This window comes from Streptomyces sp. NPDC005004, assembly GCF_053600675.1.
Genome location: NZ_JBSGAH010000016.1, coordinates 111,276 through 134,203, shown reverse-complemented (window position 1 = coordinate 134,203; position 22,928 = coordinate 111,276). Strand labels below are relative to the sequence as shown.

Annotated in this window: 20 protein-coding genes and 6 tRNA genes; 16 read left to right on the top strand and 10 right to left on the bottom strand. The window is 70.2% G+C overall.

The genetic code is table 11. From position 1 onward, the window contains the following. The first annotated feature begins 223 nt into the window (after window positions 1-223). The 6 genes from ACWEEU_RS23095 (at window position 224) to ACWEEU_RS23070 (ending at window position 5,458) form a co-directional block, all read left to right on the top strand. Window positions 224-298 (top strand) — tRNA-Asp (locus ACWEEU_RS23095). A 24-nt stretch (window positions 299-322) separates the two neighbouring features. Further along, window positions 323-396: transfer RNA gene (locus tag ACWEEU_RS23090), tRNA-Phe, on the top strand. A 144-nt stretch (window positions 397-540) separates the two neighbouring features. After that, window positions 541-897 carry a hypothetical protein gene (locus ACWEEU_RS23085; protein WP_451734659.1) on the top strand — a complete coding sequence of 119 codons (357 nt, stop codon included), beginning with the start codon at window positions 541-543 and terminating at the stop codon, window positions 895-897. Between the two features lie 127 nt (window positions 898-1,024). Continuing rightward, complete coding sequence (gene hrpA, locus ACWEEU_RS23080) at window positions 1,025-4,969, top strand: ATP-dependent RNA helicase HrpA (protein WP_451734657.1); 3,945 nt, start codon at window positions 1,025-1,027, stop codon at window positions 4,967-4,969. A 105-nt stretch (window positions 4,970-5,074) separates the two neighbouring features. After that, window positions 5,075-5,149, top strand: a tRNA-Asp gene (locus ACWEEU_RS23075). A 123-nt stretch (window positions 5,150-5,272) separates the two neighbouring features. Continuing rightward, the gene (locus ACWEEU_RS23070; protein WP_385747292.1) at window positions 5,273-5,458 is read left to right on the top strand and encodes a DUF6274 family protein; all 186 of its coding nucleotides are present in this window, start codon (window positions 5,273-5,275) and stop codon (window positions 5,456-5,458) included. Between the two features lie 431 nt (window positions 5,459-5,889). Here ACWEEU_RS23070 and bldC read toward each other — a convergent pair whose 3' ends face one another. Together bldC and ACWEEU_RS23060 are read right to left on the bottom strand one after the other, a co-directional pair. Further along, complete coding sequence (bldC, locus tag ACWEEU_RS23065; protein WP_003949541.1) at window positions 5,890-6,096, bottom strand: developmental transcriptional regulator BldC; 207 nt, start codon at window positions 6,094-6,096, stop codon at window positions 5,890-5,892. Window positions 6,097-6,699: 603 nt separating this feature from the next. Continuing rightward, window positions 6,700-7,542 carry a hypothetical protein gene (locus ACWEEU_RS23060; RefSeq protein WP_385747290.1) on the bottom strand — a complete coding sequence of 281 codons (843 nt, stop codon included), beginning with the start codon at window positions 7,540-7,542 and terminating at the stop codon, window positions 6,700-6,702. A gap of 273 nt (window positions 7,543-7,815) precedes the next feature. Between ACWEEU_RS23060 and ACWEEU_RS23055 the strand changes: the two genes are divergently transcribed. Both ACWEEU_RS23055 and ACWEEU_RS23050 read left to right on the top strand, forming a co-directional pair. Next, window positions 7,816-8,913: a Leu/Phe/Val dehydrogenase gene (locus ACWEEU_RS23055; RefSeq protein ID WP_451734655.1), complete on the top strand. Its 1,098-nt coding sequence runs from the start codon at window positions 7,816-7,818 to the stop codon at window positions 8,911-8,913. Window positions 8,914-9,258: 345 nt separating this feature from the next. After that, entirely contained in the window at window positions 9,259-9,510 is a 252-nt protein-coding gene (locus ACWEEU_RS23050) for a DUF3073 domain-containing protein (RefSeq protein WP_161181528.1), read from the top strand. 131 nt (window positions 9,511-9,641) lie between these two features. On the opposite strand, the gene purM is transcribed toward ACWEEU_RS23050, so the two are convergent. The 7 genes from purM to purS all read right to left on the bottom strand — a co-directional run bounded on the left by purM (window position 9,642) and on the right by purS (window position 17,113). Continuing rightward, window positions 9,642-10,712 (bottom strand): phosphoribosylformylglycinamidine cyclo-ligase, encoded by a 1,071-nt coding sequence (purM, locus tag ACWEEU_RS23045; RefSeq protein ID WP_451734653.1) that lies wholly within the window; start codon window positions 10,710-10,712, stop codon window positions 9,642-9,644. A gap of 42 nt (window positions 10,713-10,754) precedes the next feature. Next, entirely contained in the window at window positions 10,755-12,284 is a 1,530-nt protein-coding gene (purF, locus tag ACWEEU_RS23040) for an amidophosphoribosyltransferase (protein WP_385747285.1), read from the bottom strand. Window positions 12,285-12,485: 201 nt separating this feature from the next. Next, on the bottom strand, window positions 12,486-12,920 hold the full coding sequence (locus ACWEEU_RS23035) for an META domain-containing protein (protein ID WP_451734651.1): 435 nt from the start codon (window positions 12,918-12,920) through the stop codon (window positions 12,486-12,488). A 165-nt stretch (window positions 12,921-13,085) separates the two neighbouring features. Beyond that, on the bottom strand, window positions 13,086-13,802 hold the full coding sequence (locus tag ACWEEU_RS23030) for a sterol carrier family protein (RefSeq protein ID WP_385747282.1): 717 nt from the start codon (window positions 13,800-13,802) through the stop codon (window positions 13,086-13,088). Between the two features lie 115 nt (window positions 13,803-13,917). Then, the gene (gene purL, locus ACWEEU_RS23025; protein ID WP_385747281.1) at window positions 13,918-16,176 is read right to left on the bottom strand and encodes a phosphoribosylformylglycinamidine synthase subunit PurL; all 2,259 of its coding nucleotides are present in this window, start codon (window positions 16,174-16,176) and stop codon (window positions 13,918-13,920) included. Beyond that, window positions 16,173-16,853 carry a phosphoribosylformylglycinamidine synthase subunit PurQ gene (gene purQ / locus ACWEEU_RS23020; protein ID WP_385747279.1) on the bottom strand — a complete coding sequence of 227 codons (681 nt, stop codon included), beginning with the start codon at window positions 16,851-16,853 and terminating at the stop codon, window positions 16,173-16,175. The genes purL and purQ overlap by 4 nt, the downstream gene beginning before the upstream one ends. Beyond that, window positions 16,850-17,113: a phosphoribosylformylglycinamidine synthase subunit PurS gene (gene purS, locus ACWEEU_RS23015; RefSeq protein ID WP_385747277.1), complete on the bottom strand. Its 264-nt coding sequence runs from the start codon at window positions 17,111-17,113 to the stop codon at window positions 16,850-16,852. The genes purQ and purS overlap by 4 nt, the downstream gene beginning before the upstream one ends. Before the next feature lie 310 nt (window positions 17,114-17,423). Between purS and ACWEEU_RS23010 the strand changes: the two genes are divergently transcribed. The 8 genes from ACWEEU_RS23010 to ACWEEU_RS22975 all read left to right on the top strand — a co-directional run bounded on the left by ACWEEU_RS23010 (window position 17,424) and on the right by ACWEEU_RS22975 (window position 21,987). Next, window positions 17,424-17,741 carry a histone-like nucleoid-structuring protein Lsr2 gene (locus ACWEEU_RS23010; RefSeq protein ID WP_199581778.1) on the top strand — a complete coding sequence of 106 codons (318 nt, stop codon included), beginning with the start codon at window positions 17,424-17,426 and terminating at the stop codon, window positions 17,739-17,741. Between the two features lie 150 nt (window positions 17,742-17,891). Beyond that, window positions 17,892-17,963: transfer RNA gene (locus tag ACWEEU_RS23005), tRNA-Gly, on the top strand. 79 nt (window positions 17,964-18,042) lie between these two features. Further along, a tRNA-Gly gene (locus tag ACWEEU_RS23000) sits at window positions 18,043-18,115 on the top strand. A 144-nt stretch (window positions 18,116-18,259) separates the two neighbouring features. Beyond that, window positions 18,260-19,198: an ABC transporter ATP-binding protein gene (locus tag ACWEEU_RS22995; RefSeq protein WP_451734648.1), complete on the top strand. Its 939-nt coding sequence runs from the start codon at window positions 18,260-18,262 to the stop codon at window positions 19,196-19,198. Continuing rightward, on the top strand, window positions 19,195-19,995 hold the full coding sequence (locus ACWEEU_RS22990; RefSeq protein ID WP_385747273.1) for an ABC transporter permease: 801 nt from the start codon (window positions 19,195-19,197) through the stop codon (window positions 19,993-19,995). Before ACWEEU_RS22995 ends, ACWEEU_RS22990 begins: the two co-directional genes overlap by 4 nt. A 16-nt stretch (window positions 19,996-20,011) precedes the next feature. Then, window positions 20,012-21,277 (top strand): sensor histidine kinase, encoded by a 1,266-nt coding sequence (locus ACWEEU_RS22985; RefSeq protein ID WP_385747272.1) that lies wholly within the window; start codon window positions 20,012-20,014, stop codon window positions 21,275-21,277. Next, window positions 21,274-21,888 carry a response regulator gene (locus ACWEEU_RS22980; protein WP_385747270.1) on the top strand — a complete coding sequence of 205 codons (615 nt, stop codon included), beginning with the start codon at window positions 21,274-21,276 and terminating at the stop codon, window positions 21,886-21,888. Before ACWEEU_RS22985 ends, ACWEEU_RS22980 begins: the two co-directional genes overlap by 4 nt. A 23-nt stretch (window positions 21,889-21,911) precedes the next feature. Continuing rightward, a tRNA-Gly gene (locus tag ACWEEU_RS22975) sits at window positions 21,912-21,987 on the top strand. Window positions 21,988-22,024: 37 nt separating this feature from the next. Here the strand turns inward: ACWEEU_RS22975 and ACWEEU_RS22970 are convergent. After that, the gene (locus ACWEEU_RS22970; RefSeq protein ID WP_451734645.1) at window positions 22,025-22,921 is read right to left on the bottom strand and encodes a phosphoribosylaminoimidazolesuccinocarboxamide synthase; all 897 of its coding nucleotides are present in this window, start codon (window positions 22,919-22,921) and stop codon (window positions 22,025-22,027) included. Between the last annotated feature and the right edge of the window lie 7 nt (window positions 22,922-22,928).

Genomic DNA, 22,928 nt, shown 5'->3' with positions numbered 1-22,928 from the left:
GAAACCCGTCCTGATCCAGGGCGGGTTTTCGCGTTCCCGGCGTTCCGGCGTTTGCCGGCGTTTCCTGGCGCCCCTCCGCGTTCCCAACACGTTTTCGGAGCACCCCCGGTGCTCTGATACGCTTCTCCAGCGACGTCAGCCCAACAGATGCGCACCTCACAGCAGGTGGGAATCACGTTGGGAAGACCCGCAACCGTGTGCGACACTGTCGTACACAGCGCTTGGTCCTGTGGAGCAGTTTGGAGTGCTCGCCACCCTGTCAAGGTGGAGGCCGCGGGTTCAAATCCCGTCAGGACCGCTGAGGTTTCACGTGAAACCTCGTGGCTGGGTAGCTCAGTTGGTACGAGCGATCGCCTGAAAAGCGATAGGTCGCCGGTTCGACCCCGGCCCCAGCCACAAACGCCCTCACCAGGGCCGACACCCCCTCCGGAGTATCCGGCGGGGGTGTTTTCGTATGCCAGGGCACGCGGTTGCGGGCATCCGGCGCGGGGGCCACAGTGAAGAGGGCCAATCGCGGGAAATCACCCCGAGGGAGCTCCCATGCCCGTCACGAAAATACAGCGGGCGGCTGTGTTCAGCTCGATGTTCGTAGCCGCGGCCGTCGTTCTCGCTCCGGTGTCCTTCCAGCAGGTCGCCTCGGCGGCTCCCGCCACCGCCCAGACCGGGACGGTGACAAGGCTTCCGGCTTCCCCCGGGGACCCCAGGGACTACCAGGACGGTTTCCGGGACGGATTCAGGTCCGGGTTCCGGGACGGTCAGCGCACCTGCTACCGCTGGAACGACGGCCACCGTCAGTTCCCGGTCCGCTCGCTGCCGCGGGACCCGCGCTGGGACTACCAGGACGGCTACCGGGACGGGTACGGGTCCGGGTTCAGGTCCGGGCAGCGAAGCTGCTGAGCCGAGCGGCGGACCTGCCGAACCGAGGGGACGGGCCCTGCGCGGATCCGTCCCCGCTGGGCGCCACGGATCCCGGGCGGCAAATCGTTCGCGCGCTGTTTCCCCGAGGTGAGATCCTGGATCGCGTATGTCTACGCATCCCGCCCCCGCCCCGAGCGCCCTCGCCTCCCGACTGACCGAGCTGTCGCTGCGCGACGAGCACCGGCTCGGACGCAGGCTCGAGGGCGCGCGCAAGATCCGTAAGCCGGAGGCCCGCGCCGCCGTCCTCGCCGAGATCGAGGGCGAGATCGGCCAGGCCGCCTCCCGCATGGACGTCCGGCGCTCCCGTGTGCCCGCCGTCACCTACCCCGAACAGCTTCCGGTCAGCCAGAAGAAGGACGAGATCGCGGCCGCCATCCGCGATCACCAGGTCGTCATCGTGGCCGGTGAGACCGGCTCCGGAAAGACCACCCAGATCCCCAAGATCTGCATGGAGCTGGGCCGGGGCGTGCGCGGCATGATCGGGCACACCCAGCCCCGCCGCATCGCCGCCCGGACAGTGGCCGAGCGCGTCGCCGACGAGCTGAACACCCCGCTCGGCGAGGCCGTGGGCTGGAAGGTCCGCTTCACCGACCAGGTGAACCCGGACGCCACCTTCGTGAAGCTGATGACGGACGGCATCCTCCTCGCGGAGATCCAGACCGACCGCGAGCTGCGCGCCTACGACACGATCATCATCGACGAGGCCCACGAGCGGTCCCTCAACATCGACTTCCTCCTGGGCTACCTCGCCCAGTTGCTGCCGAGGCGCCCCGACCTCAAGGTCGTCATCACCTCGGCCACCATCGACCCCGAGCGCTTCTCCCGCCACTTCGGCGACGCCCCGATCGTCGAGGTGAGCGGGCGGACGTACCCCGTCGAGGTGCGCTACCGGCCGCTCCTGGAGGAGGACTCCTCCGACGCCGACCGCGACCAGATCACCGCGATCACCGACGCCGTCGAGGAGCTGATGGCCGAGGGCAAGGGCGACATCCTCGTCTTCCTCTCCGGCGAGCGCGAGATCCGGGACACCGCCGACGCCCTGGAGAAGAAGAAGTACAGATTCACCGAGGTGCTGCCGCTGTACGCGCGCCTCTCGCACGCCGAGCAGCACCGCGTCTTCCAGCCGCACACCGGACGGCGGATCGTGCTCGCGACCAACGTCGCCGAGACCTCGCTGACCGTCCCCGGCATCAAGTACGTCATCGACCCCGGCTTCGCCCGCATCAGCCGCTACAGCCACCGCACCAAGGTCCAGCGGCTGCCCATCGAGCCGGTCTCGCAGGCCAGCGCCAACCAGCGCAAGGGCCGCTGCGGCCGTACCTCCGACGGCATCTGCATCCGGCTGTACTCCGAGGACGACTTCCTCGCCCGGCCGGAGTTCACGGACGCCGAGATCCTGCGCACCAACCTCGCCTCCGTCATCCTCCAGATGACCGCGGCCGGCCTCGGCGAGATCGAGAAGTTCCCCTTCATCGACCCGCCGGACCACCGCAACATCCGCGACGGCGTGCAGCTCCTCCAGGAACTCGGCGCCCTCGACCCCGCGCAGAAGGACCCGCGCAAGCGCCTCACCGATACCGGCCGCAAGCTCGCCCAGTTGCCGGTCGACCCCCGTCTTGCCCGCATGGTCCTGGAGGCCGCGCGGAACGGCTGTGTCCGCGAGGTCATGGTCATCGCCGCCGCCCTGTCCATCCAGGACCCGCGCGAGCGCCCCTCCGACAAGCAGACCCAGGCCGACCAGCAGCACGCCCGCTTCAAGGACGAGACCAGCGACTTCCTCGCCTACCTCAACCTGTGGCGGTACATCCGCGAGCAGCAGAAGGAGCGCGGTTCCTCGTCGTTCCGCCGGATGTGCAAGCAGGAGTACCTGAACTTCCTGCGCATCCGCGAGTGGCAGGACATCTACAGCCAGCTCCGCACGGTCGCCAAGCAGATGGACATTCGCATAGGCGAGGAGGACGCCCCCGCCGACCGCATCCATGTCTCCCTGCTCGCGGGCCTCCTCTCCCACGTCGGCATGAAGGACGTGAAGGACGGCAACAAGAACGAGTACCTGGGCGCCCGCAACGCCAAGTTCGCGATCTTCCCCGGTTCCTCGCTCTTCAAGAAGCAGCCGAAGTTCCTGATGTCGGCCGAACTCGTGGAGACCTCCCGCCTCTGGGCGCGCGTCAACGCCAAGATCGAGCCGGAGTGGGTCGAACCGCTCGCAGGCCACCTCCTGAAGCGGACGTACAGCGAACCGCACTGGGAGAAGGACCAGGCCGCCGTGATGGCGTACGAGAAGGTGACGCTGTACGGCGTCCCGATCGTCGCCCAGCGCAAGGTGAACTACGGCCGGATCGACCCCGAGCTGTCCCGCGAACTTTTCATTCGCAACGCGCTGGTCGAGGGCGACTGGCGCACGCACCACAAGTTCTTCGCCGACAACCGCAAGCTCCTCAGCGAGGTCGAGGAGCTGGAACACCGCGCCCGCCGCCGGGACATCGTGGTGGACGACGACACGCTCTTCGACTTCTACGACCATCGCGTGCCCGAACACGTGGTCTCCGGCGCCCACTTCGACTCCTGGTGGAAGCGCAAGCGGCACGAGCAGCCCGACTTCCTCGACTTCGAGCGGGAGATGCTCATCCGGGAGTCGGCGGAGGCGGTCACCAAGGCCGACTACCCCGACACCTGGCACCAGGGGAACCTCAAGTTCCGGGTGACGTACCAGTTCGAGCCAGGCGCGGACGCCGACGGCGTGACGGTGCACATCCCGCTCCAGGTGCTCAACCAGGTCACCGACGAGGGATTCGACTGGCAGATCCCGGGCCTGCGCGAGGAAGTCGTCACCGAGCTGATCCGCACGCTGCCCAAGCCGATCCGCCGCAACTACGTCCCCGCGCCCAACTACGCCAAGAAGTTCCTGGAGCGTGCGGTTCCCCTCCAGGAGCCGCTGACGACCACCATGGCGCGCGAGCTGAAGCGCATGGTCGGCGTGCCCTTCGAGGCAGCCGACTTCGACTGGTCCAAGGTGCCCGAGCATCTGAAGGTCACCTTCCGGATCGTCGACGAGCGGCGCCGCAAGCTGGCCGAGGACAAGGACCTGGAGGCGCTGAAGCTCCAACTGCGCCCGAAGGCCCGCAAGGCCCTCTCCCAGGCCGCCGCGGCCACCGCCTCGCGGCAGGGCGGGGAGTCTCTGGAGCGCTCGGGCCTGACCGACTGGACGATCGGCTCGCTGACCCGCGTCTTCGAGACCAAGCGGGCCGGACAGCCCGTCAGGGCCTACCCGGCGCTGGTGGACGACGGCGACACGGTCTCCGTACGCCTCTTCGACACCGAGGAGGAGCAGGCAGAGGCGATGTGGAAGGGCACGCGCCGGCTCATCCTGCGCAACATCCCGGTGAACCCGGGCAAGTTCGCCTCCGACAAGCTGACGAACGCCCAGAAGCTGGCGCTCTCGGCCAACCCGCACGGCTCGGTGCAGGCTCTCTTCGACGACTGCGCGATGGCCGCGGCCGACAAGCTGATCGCGGACTTCGGCGGCCCGGTGTGGGACGAGGAGTCGTACCGCAAGCTCTACGACAAGGTGCGCGCCGACATCGTGGACACCACCGTGCGCGCGGTCGGCCAGGTCCAGCAGGTGCTCGCGGCCTGGCAGGCGGCCGAGCGGCGGCTGAAGTCGGTGAAGAGCCCGACCCTGCTCGCCAACCTGACGGACGTGCGCCGGCAGTTGGACGCCCTGGTGAAGCCCGGCTTCGTGACCTGGGCGGGTCTCAAGCGGCTGCCGGACCTCATGCGGTACCTGGTGGCCGCCGACCGGCGACTCCAGCAGATGCCGACGAACGTCCAGCGGGACACCTCCCGCATGGAGAAGGTCCAGGAGATGCGCGACGAGTACGCCTGGCTCCTCGAGCAGCTCCCCCAGGGGCGCCCGGTGCCCCGGCAGGCGCTGGACATCCGCTGGATGATCGAGGAGCTGCGGGTCAGCTACTTCGCCCACGCGCTGGGCACGGCGTACCCCGTCTCGGACAAGCGGATCGTGAAGGCGATCGACGCCCTGGCGCCCTGATCACAGCGTGACGGGAGATGCACAGAGGGTGAGTTCGACCTGGACATCCACCCTCGTGTACAGTCCTTCTCGCAGCACAACGCAGCAGCAAGTGCCGCGAGAGATGGTCCTGTGGAGCAGTTTGGAGTGCTCGCCACCCTGTCAAGGTGGAGGCCGCGGGTTCAAATCCCGTCAGGACCGCAGTAAGGAAGGGCCCCCGCGAGGGGGCCCTTTCGTCGTTCCCGGCGCTCTTGACGGCACGGGCCGGGCTCGGTACCCAGAAGGCAGGCCGTCTTTCCCCCGTGCGGCCTCCGGAGGTGGCGGATGGCGGCATCGGCCCGGCACGCGACGCGGGCGCTTCTGAGGGCGCATCTGTCGGCCGCCTCCGCCTATCGGCACGCCACCCGGCACTGCCCCGTGTGCCATCGCCTCCAGCGCCTCGCCATGGACACCGACGCACGCGCCGAGGAACCGGACGAGAACCCCAACACCCGTCCGCACAAGGGCTGATGGAGCGCGCGAACCCAATAGCGCACACATGCCGGTGGCAACAAGACGCCTGGCCTGTGACGGGAGTCACGGCATGATTTTTTGAAAGTGTGGTTCTTACCAGTGTCCTACAACGGGTCAATTTAATATGTGCAATTGCACCTGCCTCACGGGTCCCGCACGGCGCTTCCCACACTCCTCCCCAGACTCCGACACAAGCCCGACAAGGCCGCGCACGGAGGATCAGGAAGGGCCCCTCGTGGGCACAAAAAAGATCGCGCTGGACCCGGCGGAGTCCAGCGCGATCTACGACGCACCCTGTGCCACTTACTCAAGCATGTGAATCGGCTCGGGCGGGGGACCTGTTGGGGCAGGTCCCGCGTCGTTCAGAGCTAGGGTTCGGGCGCCCCGACCAGTTGGGGTTCGGTCGTTCTGCCCGGTTATGGAGTTGTTCAGGCCTCGCTGCGCTGCTGCGGGATGCCCGCGAGCAGGGCGCGGACCTCCGCCTCGCGGTAGCGGCGGTGCCCGCCGAGCGTGCGGATCGACGTGAGCTTGCCGGCCTTCGCCCACCGCGTGACCGTCTTGGGGTCGACACGGAACATGGTGGCGACCTCAGCCGGGGTCAGCAGCGGCTCGGCATCAGGGGTGCGAGCGGTCATGAGCGGCCTCCTCGGGAGAACCGACGTTCTCGGTTCTTTCCTCTAAATTCTGCACCTTGACCCGCGTTGCCCGAAATGGCGGACGCGAGTCGAGTCGGTTATAGGACGAACGGCTTGTCCTCGGCACTACAACTACACCATCTGTCCAGCCGCGTCGGCCAAACCGATGGAATTGCCCTCCCAGGTGTTCATCAGCGACGGAAGCCGATGGACCATGCCATAGCGGACAGTCACGCCGATGTGACGATCAGTCACTTCGGCGATCAGGAGGCACCGGACCCCCCAAAGCGGGCAATGCTGCGATTCCGCCCATAGTGGAGCACAGATGGACAGACGGAGCCCTCCCCGGGCTCCTTGTCCTATTTTGGCATGAGGAGCGGCAAGAGACGCAAGAGCCGCGTAAGTGCCGTCCATCACCCTTGATGGGAAAAAGCCCGGATCGGGACCAACATCCCGTCAGATGAGTCAAGTCCACAGACCGTACGCTGTTCGAGGCCATTTCGACCGTGATCTGCGTCACTTCTCGTCTGTTCGGGATGCGCCGTCATCAAGGAGTACGTACGGACAAGGCGATCAGTTCGCCCAGATGTACGGACAGGGCGATCAGTTCGCCGAACGCAGGTCCCGCACCGCTCGCCAGCGCTGCACCAGGCGGCCGTAGACCCGTCCCGCGGCCGGGCCGTCGCCCCGGCGCAGCGCGTCGATGCCCGCGGCCACGTCCGCCGCGGAGTGGTCGTCCTCGAGCGCTCCTGCGGGCACCGCGTGGACCAGACCGCCGTAGTCCAGCTCCACCAGAGAGCGGGGGTGGAACTCCTCCAGCCAGCGGCCGACGTCCACCAGGCCGTCGATCAGCGGACCCTCCTCGACCGCGTCCTTCAGCGTGCGCAGTGCCCGCGCCACGCGCCGCCGGGCCTGCACCATCGGCGTGCGGTAGCGCAGCAGCGGGGGCACGTCGCCGGTGCCCTTCTCGAAGCGCCGCTCCTCGTCGCCGACGAGCACGAACCAGTTGAGCGGCACCTGCCAGGTCGCGGTGCGGATCCAGGGCCGCGCCTCGGGATTACGGGCGAGCCAGCGCTCGTAGTCCAGGGCGGCCTGCTGGCGCACAAGCGGGGGCAGGACCGCGTCCAGCACCGGCGGGGGCAGTTCCTCGTCCAGAGCGGCCAGCGCCTGCCAGCCGCGCAGCCGGGTGCGCCAGGGGCAGACGCAGAGGACGCCGTCCACCTCGGTCACGAAGGCGTCCGCGCTCTCGTGCACCGGCACCGCGACCGGCGGCGTCGGCAGCAGGTCGGCCAGCGAGCGGCGCAGCTCGTCCTGGTACGAGGGACGGTCGCGCCGGCGGGCGTACCGCGCCCAGTGGGTGCGCTCCGGCTCGGGGAAGGCGGCCAGCGGCTCGTACACGCGCAGGTACGCGGCATAGGGGACGACCACGGAGGACACCTTGGGCACGCTCCCTCCCTCCCCCTCGCGCCCGGCTCGAAACCCCCGCCGGGTCCGGCTCGGAACCACTGGGCATCGTGCCACGGCGAGCGGCCGCGCGGGCACGGAAGAGTGATCCCCGGCGTACCCCGGATACGGGCCGCGAGCAGGCTCTACGCTCAGCCTTGCGGCCCAACGGCCGCGTGGCAGCACCCCGCCACCCACCCCCACGGCCAAAAGTGTGGGGAAACCCCAGGGGCCACCCCGGCCCCGTCCGCCGCTACACGCACAGGAGTCACCACCGTGACCTACGCAACCGGCGCATCCACTGACGTCCTGCGGACCCTCTTCCACTCGGACCAGGGCGGCCATGAGCAGGTCGTGATCTGCCAGGACCGCGCCAGCGGCCTCAAGGCCGTCATCGCCCTCCACTCCACCGCCCTCGGTCCCGCCCTCGGCGGCACCCGGTTCCACCCGTACGCCACCGAGGCCGACGCCGTCGCCGACGCGCTCAACCTCGCGCGCGGAATGTCGTACAAGAACGCGATGGCCGGTCTCGACCACGGCGGCGGCAAGGCCGTGATCATCGGGGACCCGGAGCGCGACAAGACCGAGGAACTGCTGCTCGCCTACGGCCGCATGGTCGCCTCGCTCGGCGGGCGCTACGTGACCGCGTGCGACGTCGGCACGTACGTCGCGGACATGGACGTGGTGGCCCGCACCTGCCGCTGGACCACCGGCCGCTCCCCGGAGAACGGCGGCGCGGGCGACTCCTCCGTGCTCACCGCCTTCGGCGTCTACCAGGGGATGCGCGCCTCCGCCCAGCACGTCTGGGGCGACCCCTCGCTGCGCGGGCGCCGGGTCGGCGTCGCGGGCGTCGGCAAGGTGGGCCGGCACCTGGTGGGCCACCTGCGCGCCGAGGGCGCGGAGGTGGTGCTCACGGACGTACGCCCGGACGCGGTACGCGGGATCCTGGCGCAGTACCCCGAGGGGGTGACGGCGGTGGCGAGCACGGACGAGCTGATCCGTGTCGAGGGTCTCGACGTCTACGCCCCCTGCGCGCTGGGCGGCGCCCTGGACGACCTGACCGTGCCGGTGCTGACCGCCAAGGTGGTGTGCGGCGCGGCCAACAACCAGCTCGCGCACCCGGGCGTGGAGAAGGACATCGCGGACCGCGGCATCCTCTACGCCCCCGACTACGTGGTGAACGCGGGCGGCGTGATCCAGGTGGCGGACGAGCTGCACGGGTTCGACTTCGAGCGGTGCCGGGCGAAGGCCGCGAAGATCTTCGACACCACGCTGGAGATCTTCGCGACCGCAAAGGCTGACGGCATTCCGCCGGCCGCCGCGGCCGACCGGATCGCCGAGCGGCGCATGGCGGACGCCCGCGCGGCGCGCTGACGCGCGGGGGCTCCGTACCGGCCGATTCACGCCCGTACGGCCCCCGGGCCGGGTGCCCGGCCGCACGGGCGGGCGGTACCCGCCGGAGGCAACTTGGAGAGAACTCTCACTTCCACCGGCGGGTCGTACCCCGATAAGTGGTTAAAATCGCTGTTGACCAGCGAGGACAGGGCTCCTCGAGGGTCCTGTGCACACGCGCGTGCTGCGGGCGACGTACCGTATGGGCGCGGGCTCAGGTACCGTGGAAGCCCTACGGACCGGCATCTCTGCGGAGAGTCCGTTCCAGATCATGAACGCGTGTCAGACTCTGGGGCCGTTGAGCCCCGTCACCGAGGGGGTCGAGCCATGGGGCGCGGCCGGGCCAAGGCCAAGCAGACAAAGGTCGCCCGCCAGCTGAAGTACAACAGCGGTGGGACTGACCTGTCACGGCTGGCCAGTGAACTGGGCGCATCGACTTCGAGCCAGCCGCCGAACGGCGAGCCGTTCGAGGACGATGAAGATGACGAGGATGACCTCTACTCCCGTTACGCCGACCTCTATGAGGACGACGACGAGGACGAGGACGACGGTCCCTCACAACACCGTCGCGGCGCTTGACCTTGCACTGAGCATCAAGCCGGTCGGTGGCACTGCCACCGACCGGCTTCTGTGCTGCCGGTGAAGCGGTCGGGGCGGTCGGTGCATCACAGAGGGCGGGCGCCCCGCGGGGAGCCCGCCCTACAGGTGTTCTAGCGCGCGTAGTCCCCGGTCAGCTCGGCGCCCGAGGCGCGGCCGTCCCGGCCGGTGATCTCGCCGGCCACCCAGGCGTCCACGCCGCGGTCCGCCAGCGTGGTCAGGGCCGCCTCGACGGACTCGGCGGGCACGGCGGCCATCATGCCGACGCCCATGTTCAGGGTCTTCTCCAGCTCCAGGCGCTCCACGTCGCCCGTGCGGCCGACCAGGTCGAAGATGGCACCCGGGGTCCAGGTCGAGCGGTCCACGGTGGCGTGCAGCCCGTCCGGGATCACCCGGGCCAGGTTGGCCGCGAGGCCGCCGCCGGTGATGTGCGAGAAGGCGTGCACCTCGGTGGTGCGGGTGAGCGCGAGGCAGTCCAGCGAGTAGATCTTCGTGGGCACCAGCAGCTCCTCGCCGAGCGTGCGGCCCAGCTCCGCGACCTCCGCCTCCAGGGCGAGTCCGGCGCGCTCCAGGAGGACGTGGCGGACCAGGGAGTACCCGTTGGAGTGAAGACCGGAGGACGCCATGGCGATCACGGCGTCACCCTCGCGGATGCGGTCCGGGCCGAGCAGCCGGTCGGCCTCCACCACGCCCGTACCGGCGCCGGCGACGTCGAAGTCGTCCGGGCCGAGCAGACCGGGGTGCTCGGCCGTCTCGCCGCCCACCAGGGCGCACCCGGCGAGCACACAGCCCTCCGCGATGCCCTTGACGATGGCCGCGACCCGCTCGGGGTGGACCTTGCCGACGCAGATGTAGTCGGTCATGAAGAGCGGCTCGGCACCGCACACCACGATGTCGTCCATGACCATGGCGACCAGGTCGTGGCCGATGGTGTCGTACACGCCGAGGCGGCGGGCGATGTCGACCTTGGTGCCGACGCCATCGGTCGCGGAGGCGAGCAGCGGGCGCTCGTAGCGCTTGAGGGCGGAGGCGTCGAAGAGCCCGGCGAAGCCGCCGAGGCCGCCGAGGACCTCGGGGCGGCGGGTCTTCCTCACCCATTCCTTCATCAGCTCGACCGCGCGGTCGCCCGCCTCGATGTCGACGCCCGCGCTCGCGTAGCTGGCACCCGTGGTCTCAGAGGACATGACTGTGAGAACTTTCCTGTCGTACGGCTCTGACGGCGCAGCTCAGGGACGCCGGATGGCGTCGGCCGCGGCGGTGGCGGCGGTTCCTGCCGCCAGCTCGGTCTCCAGCAACTGCTTGCCGAGCAGCTCCGGGTCGGGCAGCTCCATCGGGTACTCGCCGTCGAAGCAGGCGCGGCACAGGTTCGGCTTGGCGATGGTGGTCGCGTCGATCATGCCGTCGATGGAGATGTACGCGAGCGAGTCGGCGCCCAGGCTGGTGCCGATCTCCTCGATGGTCATGCCGTTGGCGATCAGCTCGGCGCGGGTGGCGAAGTCGATGCCGAAGAAGCAGGGCCACTTCACGGGCGGCGAGGAGATCCGGATGTGGACCTCGGCGGCGCCGGCCTCGCGCAACATGCGCACCAGGGCCCGCTGGGTGTTGCCGCGCACGATCGAGTCGTCGACGACGACCAGGCGCTTGCCCTTGATGACTTCCTTGAGGGGGTTCAGCTTCAGCCGGATGCCGAGCTGGCGGATGGTCTGCGAGGGCTGGATGAAGGTGCGGCCCACGTAGGCGTTCTTCACCAGGCCGTTGCCGAAGGGGATGCCGGAGGCTTCCGCGTACCCGATGGCGGCCGGGGTTCCGGACTCCGGGGTGGGTATGACCAGGTCGGCCTCGACCGGCGCCTCCTTGGCGAGGCGGCGGCCCATCTCCACGCGGGAGAGGTAGACGTTCCGCCCGGCGATGTCGGTGTCCGGGCGCGCCAGGTAGACGTACTCGAAGACACAGCCCTTGGGCTTCGCTTCCGCGAATCGGGAGGTGCGCAGGCCGTTCTCGTCGATGGCGACGAACTCGCCCGGCTCGATCTCACGGACGTAGCTCGCGCCGCAGATGTCGAGGGCGGCGGACTCGGAGGCGACGACCCAGCCGCGCTCCAGGCGGCCGAGGACCAGCGGGCGGATGCCCTGCGGGTCGCGGGCGGCGTACAGCGTGTGCTCGTCCATGAAGACGAGGCTGAAGGCGCCCTTCACCTGCGGGAGGATGCGGTGGGCCGCCTCCTCGATGGTGAGCGGCTTGCCGTCCTCGTCGACCTGGGCGGCGAGGAGCGCCGTCAGCAGGTCGGTGTCGTTGGTGGCCGCGACCCGGGTGGAGCGGCCGTTGGTGTCCTTGGGCAGGTCGGCGACCATCTCCGCGAGCTGCGCGGTGTTGACCAGGTTGCCGTTGTGGCCGAGCGCGATCGAACCGTGCGCGGTGGCGCGGAACGTCGGCTGGGCGTTCTCCCACACGGAGGCGCCGGTGGTCGAGTAGCGGGCGTGTCCGACCGCGATGTGACCCTGGAGCGAACCGAGCGAGGTTTCGTCGAAGACCTGGGAGACCAGGCCCATGTCCTTGAAGACGAGGATCTGGGAGCCGTTGCTGACCGCGATTCCCGCGGATTCCTGACCCCGGTGCTGGAGGGCGTAGAGCCCGAAGTACGTGAGCTTTGCGACCTCTTCGCCAGGCGCCCAGACACCGAAGACGCCGCAAGCGTCCTGGGGGCCTTTTTCGCCGGGAAGCAGATCGTGATTGAGTCGACCGTCACCACGTGGCACGGCTCCGAGTGTAGGCGAGGCAGACGGTTACTCCGAATTGGGGATACGTAGCGGCTGCCGAACCCAGACTTGCGATCACCTTGGTGCTTTTTCCGTTTCGCCTGGTCACAGCGGTGCGTATCGGGTGGCTTCCGGCACGGCCGGGCGCTCCGCGGCGTCTGGGGCGGTCCTGCCGGGGCGCCCCGAGTGAGGTGTCGCACATCAATCGGGCGCGACCCGGGTCAGGTTCACGCGCTCCCCGCGACCGCCCGTGAGCGTGAGTTTCCCGTCCTCGGTACGGGCGGTGAGGGTCTGCCGGTCGAGCGCGGCGGCGAGTGCCCGCTCGAAGGTCATCCGGGGACGGTCACAGGCGACCTTGGTCGTCCGCAGGGCCCCGAACGCGATCCGGTCGTCGCGCACGGTGGCCCGGGCGCCGAAACTGTTGCAGCCGAGGTTCCCGCCCGCGCTCCCGTCCTCCTCCACCCGCAGCCGGGCCCCGGCGGGCGCGCGGAGGGTGGTGTGGGACGCGGTGATGCCGTCGACCCGCCACTCCACCCCGGTCACCGGCTGCTCGGGCCCCACCGCCCCGCTCCCCGCCCCCTCGGTCCCACAGCCCACCGCGAGCGGGACGAGCACGGCGACCGCCGTCAGGTTCATGCGCTGCTTGTGCCGATACATACCGGTTCGACGCGGGCGGACGGCTGGGGGTTCCGCCGGGGGCCAGAGCCGGGGAGGCGAGCCGCCGTGGCCGGGCGACCCCGGGACGTCCCTACGGCCCGGCCGACGCGGGTTACGCCGCGGTCCGGCGGGCGCCGGCTTCCGCTACGGCAGCAGTGGGAGCAGCCCCGACAGGTCCGCTCGCTCCCCACTGGCGCTCACCTCGGCGCGGGCGAGGGCGTCTGGCCAGGTCAGGCGTCCGGATGCCAGACGGAGCCAGGTCAGGGGGGTGGTTTCCACGACGTTGGGCGGGGTGCCCCGGGTGTGGCGGGGTCCTTGCACGCACTGGACGACGGCGTAGGGGGGTACCCGGACCTCGGTGGAGGCGCCGGGGGCCTTGAGGGCGAGGGCGTCGGCGAGGGCGCGGGTGGCGGTGGCGAGGGCCTGACGGTCGAGAGGGACGTCGTGGCCGCGTGCGGTGAGGTCGTCGGCGCACAGGACCAGGTCGACGAGCCGGGTGACGAGGAAGTCGTCGAGGGCCATGACGCCGGGACCGACGTCCACGGGGTGTCCGGCGGGGTGGGTGTCGAGGAGGTCCCGCAGGCGCGCCTCGGCCTCCGCAAGGGGAGCGGCCGAGCCGCCCGGCCGGACGCCCGGTGCCAGGAACCACTCCGCCGGGGTGAGCGTCGGCTTCGCGCCTGTCGGGCGGGCGAGGGCGTGCTCGACCTCGGAGAGGGAGGCGGCGACCGCCGCCGTCAGCGTACGCACCGGCTCGGAGTCCAGGTCCCGGACGGCATCCCGCACATGACCGAGCTGGGCGAGGACCGCCGCACGCGTCTTGGCGGGGTCGTACCTGCGAGGGCGTTTCTTGGCCGGGGGCATGGCGGTGAGCCTATGCGGCCCCCGCGCCGCCAGGCTCCCGTGCGGCGTGACCGCGCGGAAACAAGAAGGCCCCCCGCGCCCTCGGGCGGGGGACCTTCTCCGTCACGTCCGATCCCTACGCCAGCAGCGCCGGAATCGTGTTCTCGTGTGCCTCGCGCAGCTCGGCCAGGGAGAGGGCGAACTCGCCCTGGATCTCCACCGAGTCGCCGTCCACGACACCGATGCGGGTGGCCGGCAGTCCCCGCGCGCCGCACATGTCGGTGAAGCGCAGCTCCTCCGAGCGCGGCACGGCCACCAGGGCACGGCCCGCGGACTCCGACAGCAGGAAGGTGAACGCGTCCAGACCGTCCGGGACGATCAGCCGCGCGCCCTTCTCCCCGAGCAGCGCCGACTCGACCACGGCCTGGATGAGGCCGCCGTCGGAGAGGTCGTGCGCGGAGTCGATCATGCCGTCGCGGGAGGCGGAGATCAGGATGTCGGCGAGCAGCCGCTCCCGCTCCAGGTCGACCTTCGGGGGCAGCCCGCCGAGGTGGTCGTGGACGACCTGGGACCAGGCCGAGCCGCCGAACTCCTCGGAGGTGTCGCCCAGCAGGTAGAGGAGCTGGCCCTCCTCCTGGAAGGCGACCGGGGTGCGCCGGGCCACGTCGTCGATGACGCCGAGGACCGCGACCACCGGGGTCGGGTGGATGGCGGCCTCGCCGGTCTGGTTGTACAGCGAGACGTTGCCGCCGGTCACCGGGGTGCCGAGCTGGAGGCAGCCGTCCGCCAGACCGCGTACGGCCTCCGCGAACTGCCACATCACGGCCGGGTCCTCGGGCGAGCCGAAGTTCAGGCAGTCGGAGACGGCGAGCGGCTTGGCGCCGGTCGTCGCCACGTTCCGGTAAGCCTCCGCCAGCGCGAGCTGCGCGCCCGTGTACGGGTCGAGCTTGGCGTAGCGGCCGTTGCCGTCGGTGGCGATGGCGACGCCGAGACCGGTCTCCTCGTCCACGCGGATCATGCCGGAGTCCTCCGGCTGGGCGAGGACGGTGTTGCCCTGCACGAAGTGGTCGTACTGCGAGGTGATCCACTTCTTCGACGCCTGGTTGGGCGACGCGACCAGCTTGAGGACCTGCGCGCGCAGCTCCTCGGGCGTGGCCGGGCGGGGCAGCTTGTTCGCGTCGTCGGCCTGGAGGGCGTCCTGCCAGTCGGGACGGGCGTAGGGGCGCTCGTAGACCGGGCCGTCGTGGGCGACGGTGCGCGGGTCGACGTCCACGATCTTGCCGCCGTGCCAGAAGATCTCCAGCCGGTCGCCGTCGGTGACCTCACCGATGACGGTGGCGATGACGTCCCACTTCTCGCAGATCTCCAGGAAGCGGTCGACCTTCCCGGGCTCGACCACCGCGCACATGCGTTCCTGCGACTCGCTCATGAGGATCTCCTCGGGCGAGAGCGTGGAGTCGCGCAGCGGTACGTCGTCCAGGGTGACGCGCATACCGCCGGAGCCGTTGGAGGCCAGCTCGCTCGTCGCGCAGGACAGGCCCGCAGCGCCGAGGTCCTGGATGCCGACGACGAGCTTCTCCTTGAACGCCTCCAGGGTGCACTCGATGAGGAGCTTCTCCTGGAAGGGGTCGCCGACCTGCACCGCGGGGCGCTTGGAGGGCTTGGCGTCGTCGAAGGTCTCCGAGGCCAGGATCGACGCGCCGCCGATGCCGTCGCCGCCGGTGCGGGCGCCGTAGAGGATGACCTTGTTGCCGGCGCCGGAGGCCTTGGCGAGGTGGATGTCCTCGTGCCGCATGACACCGATGGCACCGGCGTTGACCAGCGGGTTTCCCTGGTAGCAGGCGTCGAAGACGACCTCGCCGCCGATGTTGGGCAGACCCAGGCAGTTGCCGTAGCCGCCGATGCCGGCGACCACGCCGGGCAGCACGCGCTTGGTGTCGGGGTGGTCCGCGGCGCCGAAGCGCAGCGGGTCCACCACGGCGACCGGGCGGGCGCCCATCGCGATGATGTCGCGCACGATGCCGCCGACGCCGGTCGCGGCGCCCTGGTACGGCTCCACGTACGACGGGTGGTTGTGCGACTCCACCTTGAAGGTGACCGCGTAGCCCTGGCCGACGTCCACCACACCGGCGTTCTCACCGATGCCGACGAGCAGGGCGTCCGACTGGGGCGCCTTCTCGCCGAACTGGCGCAGGTGGACCTTGGAGGACTTGTACGAGCAGTGCTCGGACCACATGACCGAGTACATGGCCAGCTCGGCGCCGGTCGGGCGGCGGCCGAGGATCTCGACCACGCGCTCGTACTCGTCCTTCTTCAGACCGAGTTCGGCCCAGGGCAGCTCGACGTCAGGGGTGGCGGCCGCGTTGTCGACCGTGTCCAGAGGCGTCCGGCTCATGCGTTGACCAGCTTCTTGAGGATCGAGGTGAAGAACGGGAGGCCGTCGGTGCGGCCCGTGCCGATCAGCGGCTCGACGGCGTGCTCGGGGTGCGGCATCAGGCCGACGACGTTGCCGGCCTCGTTGGTGATGCCGGCGATGTCGCGCAGCGAGCCGTTGGGGTTGACGTCCAGGTAGCGGAAGACCACCCGGCCCTCCGCCTCCAGCTTGTCGAGCGTGTACTCGTCGGCGACGTACCGGCCGTCCATGTTCTTCAGCGGGATGTGGATCTCCTGGCCCTGGCGGTAGTCGCCGGTCCACGAGGTCTCCGCGTTCTCCACCCGCAGCTTCTGGTCGCGGCAGATGAAGTGGAGGTGGTCGTTGCCGAGCATCCCGCCGGGCAGCAGATGCGCCTCGGTGAGGATCTGGAAGCCGTTGCAGATACCGAGGACCGGAAGTCCGGCCTTCGCCTGCTCGATGACGGACTCCATCACCGGCGAGAAGCGGGAGATCGCCCCGGCGCGCAGATAGTCGCCGTAGGAGAAACCGCCGGGCAGCACCACGGCGTCGACCTGCTTCAGGTCCTTGTCCTTGTGCCACAGCGCGACCGGTTCGGCACCCGCGAGCGTGATCGCCCGCCGGGTGTCACGGTCGTCGAGGCTTCCCGGAAATGTGACGACACCAATACGAGCGGTCACTCCGTCGCCCCCGCGACTTCTTCCACCTTGACGGTGAAGTCCTCGATCACGGTGTTGGCGAGGAAGGATTCCGCAAGCTCATGGATGCGGGCGAGCGCGGCCTCGTCGACCGGTCCCGCTACTTCCAGCTCGAATCGCTTTCCCTGACGGACGTCCGAGATCCCTTCGAAACCCAGACGCGGCAGCGCACGCTGGACCGCCTGGCCCTGGGGGTCGAGGATCTCCGGCTTGAGCATGACGTCGACTACGACGCGTGCCACTGGCACTCCCGGTGTGTGGTGCTGAGCAGGTTCCTTCAGACTACCCGTACAAAATTTCTACGCGAGTAGAGTTGGAGGAAAGTACGTGACCCGCATCACGATCGGGTGTCGAAGACGTGCGCCCGCGAAAATTTCTGGGAAAGTTCTCCAGTCCGTGCGCGACATCTATTGAAGGCGGACACGCGGGCGGTTTTAGTGGGTCTTCCCCTTTCATTGCCGAGCGCTGTACAAATGAATTGGCAATAGCGGATACTCGGCATGTCGTAGCCGGTGAGCCGTATCAACGTGCCGCACGAAGGGACCGATATTCGTGGCGCAAAAAGTCGTGGTCACTCTGTTTGACGACATCGACGGCTCGGAAGCGGCGGAAACGATCGCCTTCGGGCTCGACGGCAGGTCGTACGAGATCGACCTGAACGAAACCAACGCCCGGAAACTGCGCAAGGCGCTCGCGCCCTACGTGGAGGCCGGCCGCAAGCGCGCCCGCTCGGGCAAGGCGTACAAGCAGACCGAGGTCGCCCCCGACCCGTCGGCCGTCCGCGCCTGGGCCCAGGCCAACAAGATGGACGTCCCCGCGCGCGGCCGCATCCCCAAGAAGGTCTACGAGGCGTTCAGCGCGGCCCAGTGAGCCGTGGCGGTTCCTCGGGGCCCGGCAGCGGGCCCTGAGAGTCGCTCACCTGTCCGCGGGGGGAACCGACTTGCGCTACCCCCCTGCCGATCGGCTAATGTCTGGAGCACGCCGAGGGGCGAGGCCGAAAGGCCGAATCCCGAGGACCGTGCGGGTGTAGTTCAGTAGTAGAACATCCCCCTTCCAGGGGGAAGGCGCAGTGTGCGATTCCTGTCACCCGCTCTGGCACCGGTCACAAGCATCCTTTTGGATCAGGTAGGCTGGTGCTCGCACCGATCGGTGGGAGCCGGTCGGGAGCAGTGCGGACGTAGCTCAGTTGGTAGAGCGCAACCTTGCCAAGGTTGAGGTCGCGAGTTCGAGCCTCGTCGTCCGCTCGGGAAAAAGACCCCGGTCCACTGGACCGGGGTCTTTTCGTATGCTGTCAATCCGCTGCTCCTCCGGTCCGTTCTGACATTTGTCATGCCGGTCGATGACAGCGCGCACTGCCGACCCGTGGCCGCCGCCGGGACGCTGAACTCATGGACAGCGACGAGCAAGAGCACGTGATCGAGGTCACCGACCTGCGGCGCGTCTACGGCACCGGATTCGAGGCCGTGCGGGGCGTCACCTTCTCCGTGGCCCGCGGGGAGATCTTCGCCCTGCTCGGCACCAACGGCGCGGGCAAGACCTCGACCGTCGAGCTGCTGGAGGGACTGGCCCGTCCGGCGGGCGGCCGGGTCCGGGTCCTCGGCCGTGATCCGTACCGTGAACGTGCCGCCGTACGCCCCCGCACCGGGGTCATGCTCCAGGAGGGCGGGTTCCCCACCGATCTCACCGTCGCGGAGACCGCCCGCATGTGGGCGGGCTGCACGAGCGGGGCGCGGCCCGAGGCGCAGGTGCTGGAGCGGGTCGGGCTCGCCGGGAAGAGCGGCGTACGGATCAAGCAGCTCTCCGGCGGCGAGCGGCGCCGCCTCGACCTGGCGCTCGCCCTGCTCGGCGATCCCGAGGTCCTGTTCCTGGACGAGCCGACGACCGGGCTGGATGCCGAAGGGCGGCGGGACACCTGGGAGTTGGTGCGCGCTCTGCGCGACGCGGGCACCACCGTGCTGCTCACCACGCACTATCTGCACGAGGCCGAGGACCTGGCCGACCGGCTCGCGATCCTGCACGAGGGACGTATCGCCGCGTCGGGCACCCCGGCGCAGGTCACCGCGGACCGGCCCGCGCGCATCTCGTTCCGGTTGCCCGAGGGCTGGTTCCCCGGCGATCTGCCGCCGCTGGCCGAACTCGGCGTGTGCGGACACGAGGTCAGCGGACGGACCGTCCGGCTGAGCACCCGTGAACTCCAGCGCTCCGCCACCGGGGTGCTGCTCTGGGCCGAACGGAACCGGGTCGACCTGCACGGACTGGACGTACGCCCTGCCTCACTGGAAGAGGCGTTCCTCTGGATCGCCGGAGAGCGGGAGGCGGCGGCATGAGCGGGACCGTCATCACGGCGGCGGAGAAGCGGGGCCCTTCGGCCGTTCAGCGGCTGACCGCGCTCGCCCGGGCCGAACTCGCCCTCCTCGGACGCAATCGGGGTGTCGTGCTCACCGCGCTGATCGTGCCGCTCACTGTGCCGTTCAGCCTGCGCGGGGCGGTGAACACGATGGACCTGAGGCAGGCGGGGCTCACCGTCGGCGCGGTCATGCTGACCGCCGCCCTCGGCTTCACCTTCCTGTTCGCCGTCTACACCGCGCTCGTCAACGCCTACGTCGCCCGCCGCGAGGAACTCGTCCTCAAGCGGCTGCGCACCGGCGAGCTGTCCGACACCGAGATCCTCACCGGCACCGCCGTGCCCGCCGTGAGCCTCGGCTTCGCCCAGGCCCTGCTGCTGTGCGCGGGCTGCGCGGTGCTGCTGCGCACCGGGCCGCCGAAGGCGCCGCATCTGATGGTGCTGGGGGTCGTCGCGGGGCTGGTGCTGAGCGCCGCGCTGGCCGCGCTCACCGCCTCCTTCACCCGGAGCGTGGAGAGCGCCCAGGTCACCGCGCTGCCGCTGGTGTTCGTCTCGATGATCGGCTCCGGGATCATGTTCCCGGCCGAGATGATGCCCGACGGGCTCGCCCGGATCTGCGCGTTCCTGCCGCTCTCCCCGGCGCTGCGGCTGGTGAGCGGCGGCCTGACCGGCTCGATGAGCGCGTACGAGGCGCTGGGTGCCGTCGCGGGCGCGCTGGCCTGGGTGATCGTGGCCGTGTTTGCTGTACACCGGTGGTTCCGCTGGGAACCGCGCCGGTGACTTGGGGGGAGCGGGGATGCTCGGGCACGCGCGGCGGCTGCGGCAGCGGCACTGGCGGGAGCGGAGCAAGGCGGAGCGGGTCGAGCTGACGACCGTCGTCATGTGGTACCTGACGCCGTGGCTGCTCGGGCTGGTGTGGATGGTGCAACCGGTCGTCCTCGGGGTGCGCCACCGGCCGGCGCCGCTCGTCCTCGGCGCGCTGCTCCTCGTGGCGGGCGCGCTCCAGTGCGCGGACGCCAACCGGCTCACCCGGACCGCGCTCGACCACTACCTCGGGCGGCGTGAGCTGCCGGGGCGGGCGCTGTGGGGCTCCTGGGCGCTGCTCGTCGTGACGCTCGCGCCGGCCCTGGCGCTGGCCGCGCTGAACGGCGCCGAGCCGGTGACGGTCAAGCTCTCGCTCGGCGCCGCCCTCATGCCGTTCGGGCTGCTGTACGGCATGGTGACGCCGGTGCGGACCTATCTGCGCACGGCGGCGGTGCTCACCGTGGTCCTCACGGCCGTGTTCGGGCTCGTCCACCCGGACGGCTCCGGCATCCTCGGCACCGCCCTGGTGACCGCCTTCGGCGCCCTGTTCCCGCTGGCCGCGTGCCGGTGCGGTGCCTGGACGCTCTCCGTGCTGTGGGAGGCGGAGCGGGCCCGGGAGACCGAGGCGCGGCTCGCGGTCGCGGAGGAGCGGCTGCGGTTCGGGCGGGATCTGCACGACGTGCTGGGCCGGAACCTCTCGGTGATCTCCCTGAAGAGCGAGCTGGCCGTCCAACTCGCCCGGCGCGGACGGCCGGAGGCGGTGGAGCAGATGATCGAGGTGCAGCGGATCGCGCAGGAGTCGCAGCGCGAGGTCCGCGAGGTCGTACGCGGCTACCGCGAGGCCGACCTCGCCGTCGAACTCGTCGGCGCACAGGGCGTGTTGAGCGCCGCCGGAATCGTGTGCGAGGTGCGTGCGGAGACGGCGGAACTGCCCGCGTCCGTGCAGTCCGCGCTGGGCTGGGTGGTGCGCGAGGCGGCCACCAACGTGCTGCGGCACGGGGACGCGCAGCACTGCGCCGTCGCGGTGCGGGTGGGCGAGGGGCGCGCGGTGCTGACGGTGGAGAACGACGGCGTGGGCGAGCCGGCCGGGAGCGGCGGCTCGGGGCTCGCCGGGCTGCGCGAGCGCCTGGCCGCCGTGGGCGGCGCGCTGGAGGCGGGACCGGTGACCGGGAACCGGTTCCGGCTGGTCGCCGAGGTGCCGCTGTGCCGTACGGTCCCGGCGGCGGAGGTACGGCACGTGAGCGAGGTCGCCCCGTGAACGGTCCGGTACGGCTGCTGCTGGCCGACGACGAGCATCTGATCCGGGGTGCGCTGGCCGCCCTGCTCTCCCTTGAGGACGACCTGCTCGTGGTCGCGGAGGCGGCGAGCGGGCCCGAGGCGCTGGCCATGGCGCGGGCCCACCGGCCCGACGTGGCGGTGCTGGATCTCCAGATGCCCGGCGCCGACGGTGTGAGGGTCGCCACATCACTGCGGGCCGAACTGCCCGGCTGCCGGGTGCTGATCGTCACCGGGCACGGGCGCCCCGGGCATCTAAAGCGGGCGCTCGCGGCCGGAGTGCGCGGGTTCGTGCCGAAGACGGTGAGCGCCCAGCGGCTCGCGGAGATCATCCGTACCGTGCACTCCGGACAGCGGTACGTCGACCCGGAGTTGGCCGCCGACGCGATCTCCGCCGGTGACTCCCCGCTGACGGCGCGGGAGGCCGAGGTGCTGGAGCTGGCGGCGGACGGGGCGCCGGTCGCGGAGATCGCGGACCGGGCCGCGCTGTCCCCGGGGACCGTGCGGAACTACCTCTCCTCGGCGGTCACCAAGCTCGGCGCGGAGAACCGGCACGCGGCGGTGCGTCTCGCACGGGAGCGGGGTTGGGTATAGTTGGCTCCGCGCCACGGCGCACTGCGGACGTAGCTCAGTTGGTAGAGCGCAACCTTGCCAAGGTTGAGGTCGCGAGTTCGAGCCTCGTCGTCCGCTCCATGAAGAAGCCCCCGGTTCCCACCGGGGGCTTCTCGCGTTACCAGCGGGTGCCGGTCAGGTGCTCGTACGCCTCGATGTACTTGGCGCGGGTCGCCGCGACGACCTCGTCGGGGAGCGCGGGCGGGGGCTGCTCGCTCGTGCGGTCCCAGCCGGACTCGGGCTCGGTGAGCCAGTCGCGCACGAACTGCTTGTCGTACGACGGCTGGGCGCGGCCCGGCTGCCACTGGTCGGCCGGCCAGAAGCGGGAAGAGTCCGGGGTGAGGACCTCGTCCGCGAGGACGAGCGTGTCGCCGTCGTAGCCGAACTCGAACTTGGTGTCCGCGAGGACGATGCCGCGTTCGCGGGCGATGTCGCGGGCGCGGGAGTACACGGCGAGGGTGGCCTGGCGGAGCTGGGCGGCGGTCTCGGCGCCGACCTGACGGGCGACCTCCTCGTAGGAGACGTTCTCGTCGTGCTCGCCGACCTCGGCCTTGGTGGCCGGGGTGAAGATCGGTCCGGGCAGCTCCGAGCCGTCCTCCAGACCCTCCGGCAGGGCCAGGCCGCACACCGTGCGGGACTCCTTGTACTCCGCGAGGCCCGAGCCGGTGAGGTAGCCGCGGGCCACGCACTCCACGGGGACCATGCGCAGCGACTTGCAGACCAGGGTGCGGCCCTCCCAGTCGGCAGGAGCGCCCTCGGGCAGCTCGGTGCTGATCACATGGTTGGGGACCAGGTCGCGGAGCTGGTCGAACCACCACAGTGAGAGCCGGGTCAGGACGCGGCCCTTGTCGGGGATCTCGCTGGGCAGCACCCAGTCGTAGGCGGAGATGCGGTCACTGGCGACCATCACGAGGTCGCCCGCCTCGTTCTGGTACAGGTCGCGCACCTTGCCGGTGTGCAGGTGCACCAGACCCGGAACCTCGATCGGCTCGGGCTTTTCTACGAATCCGGACACGGTTCCT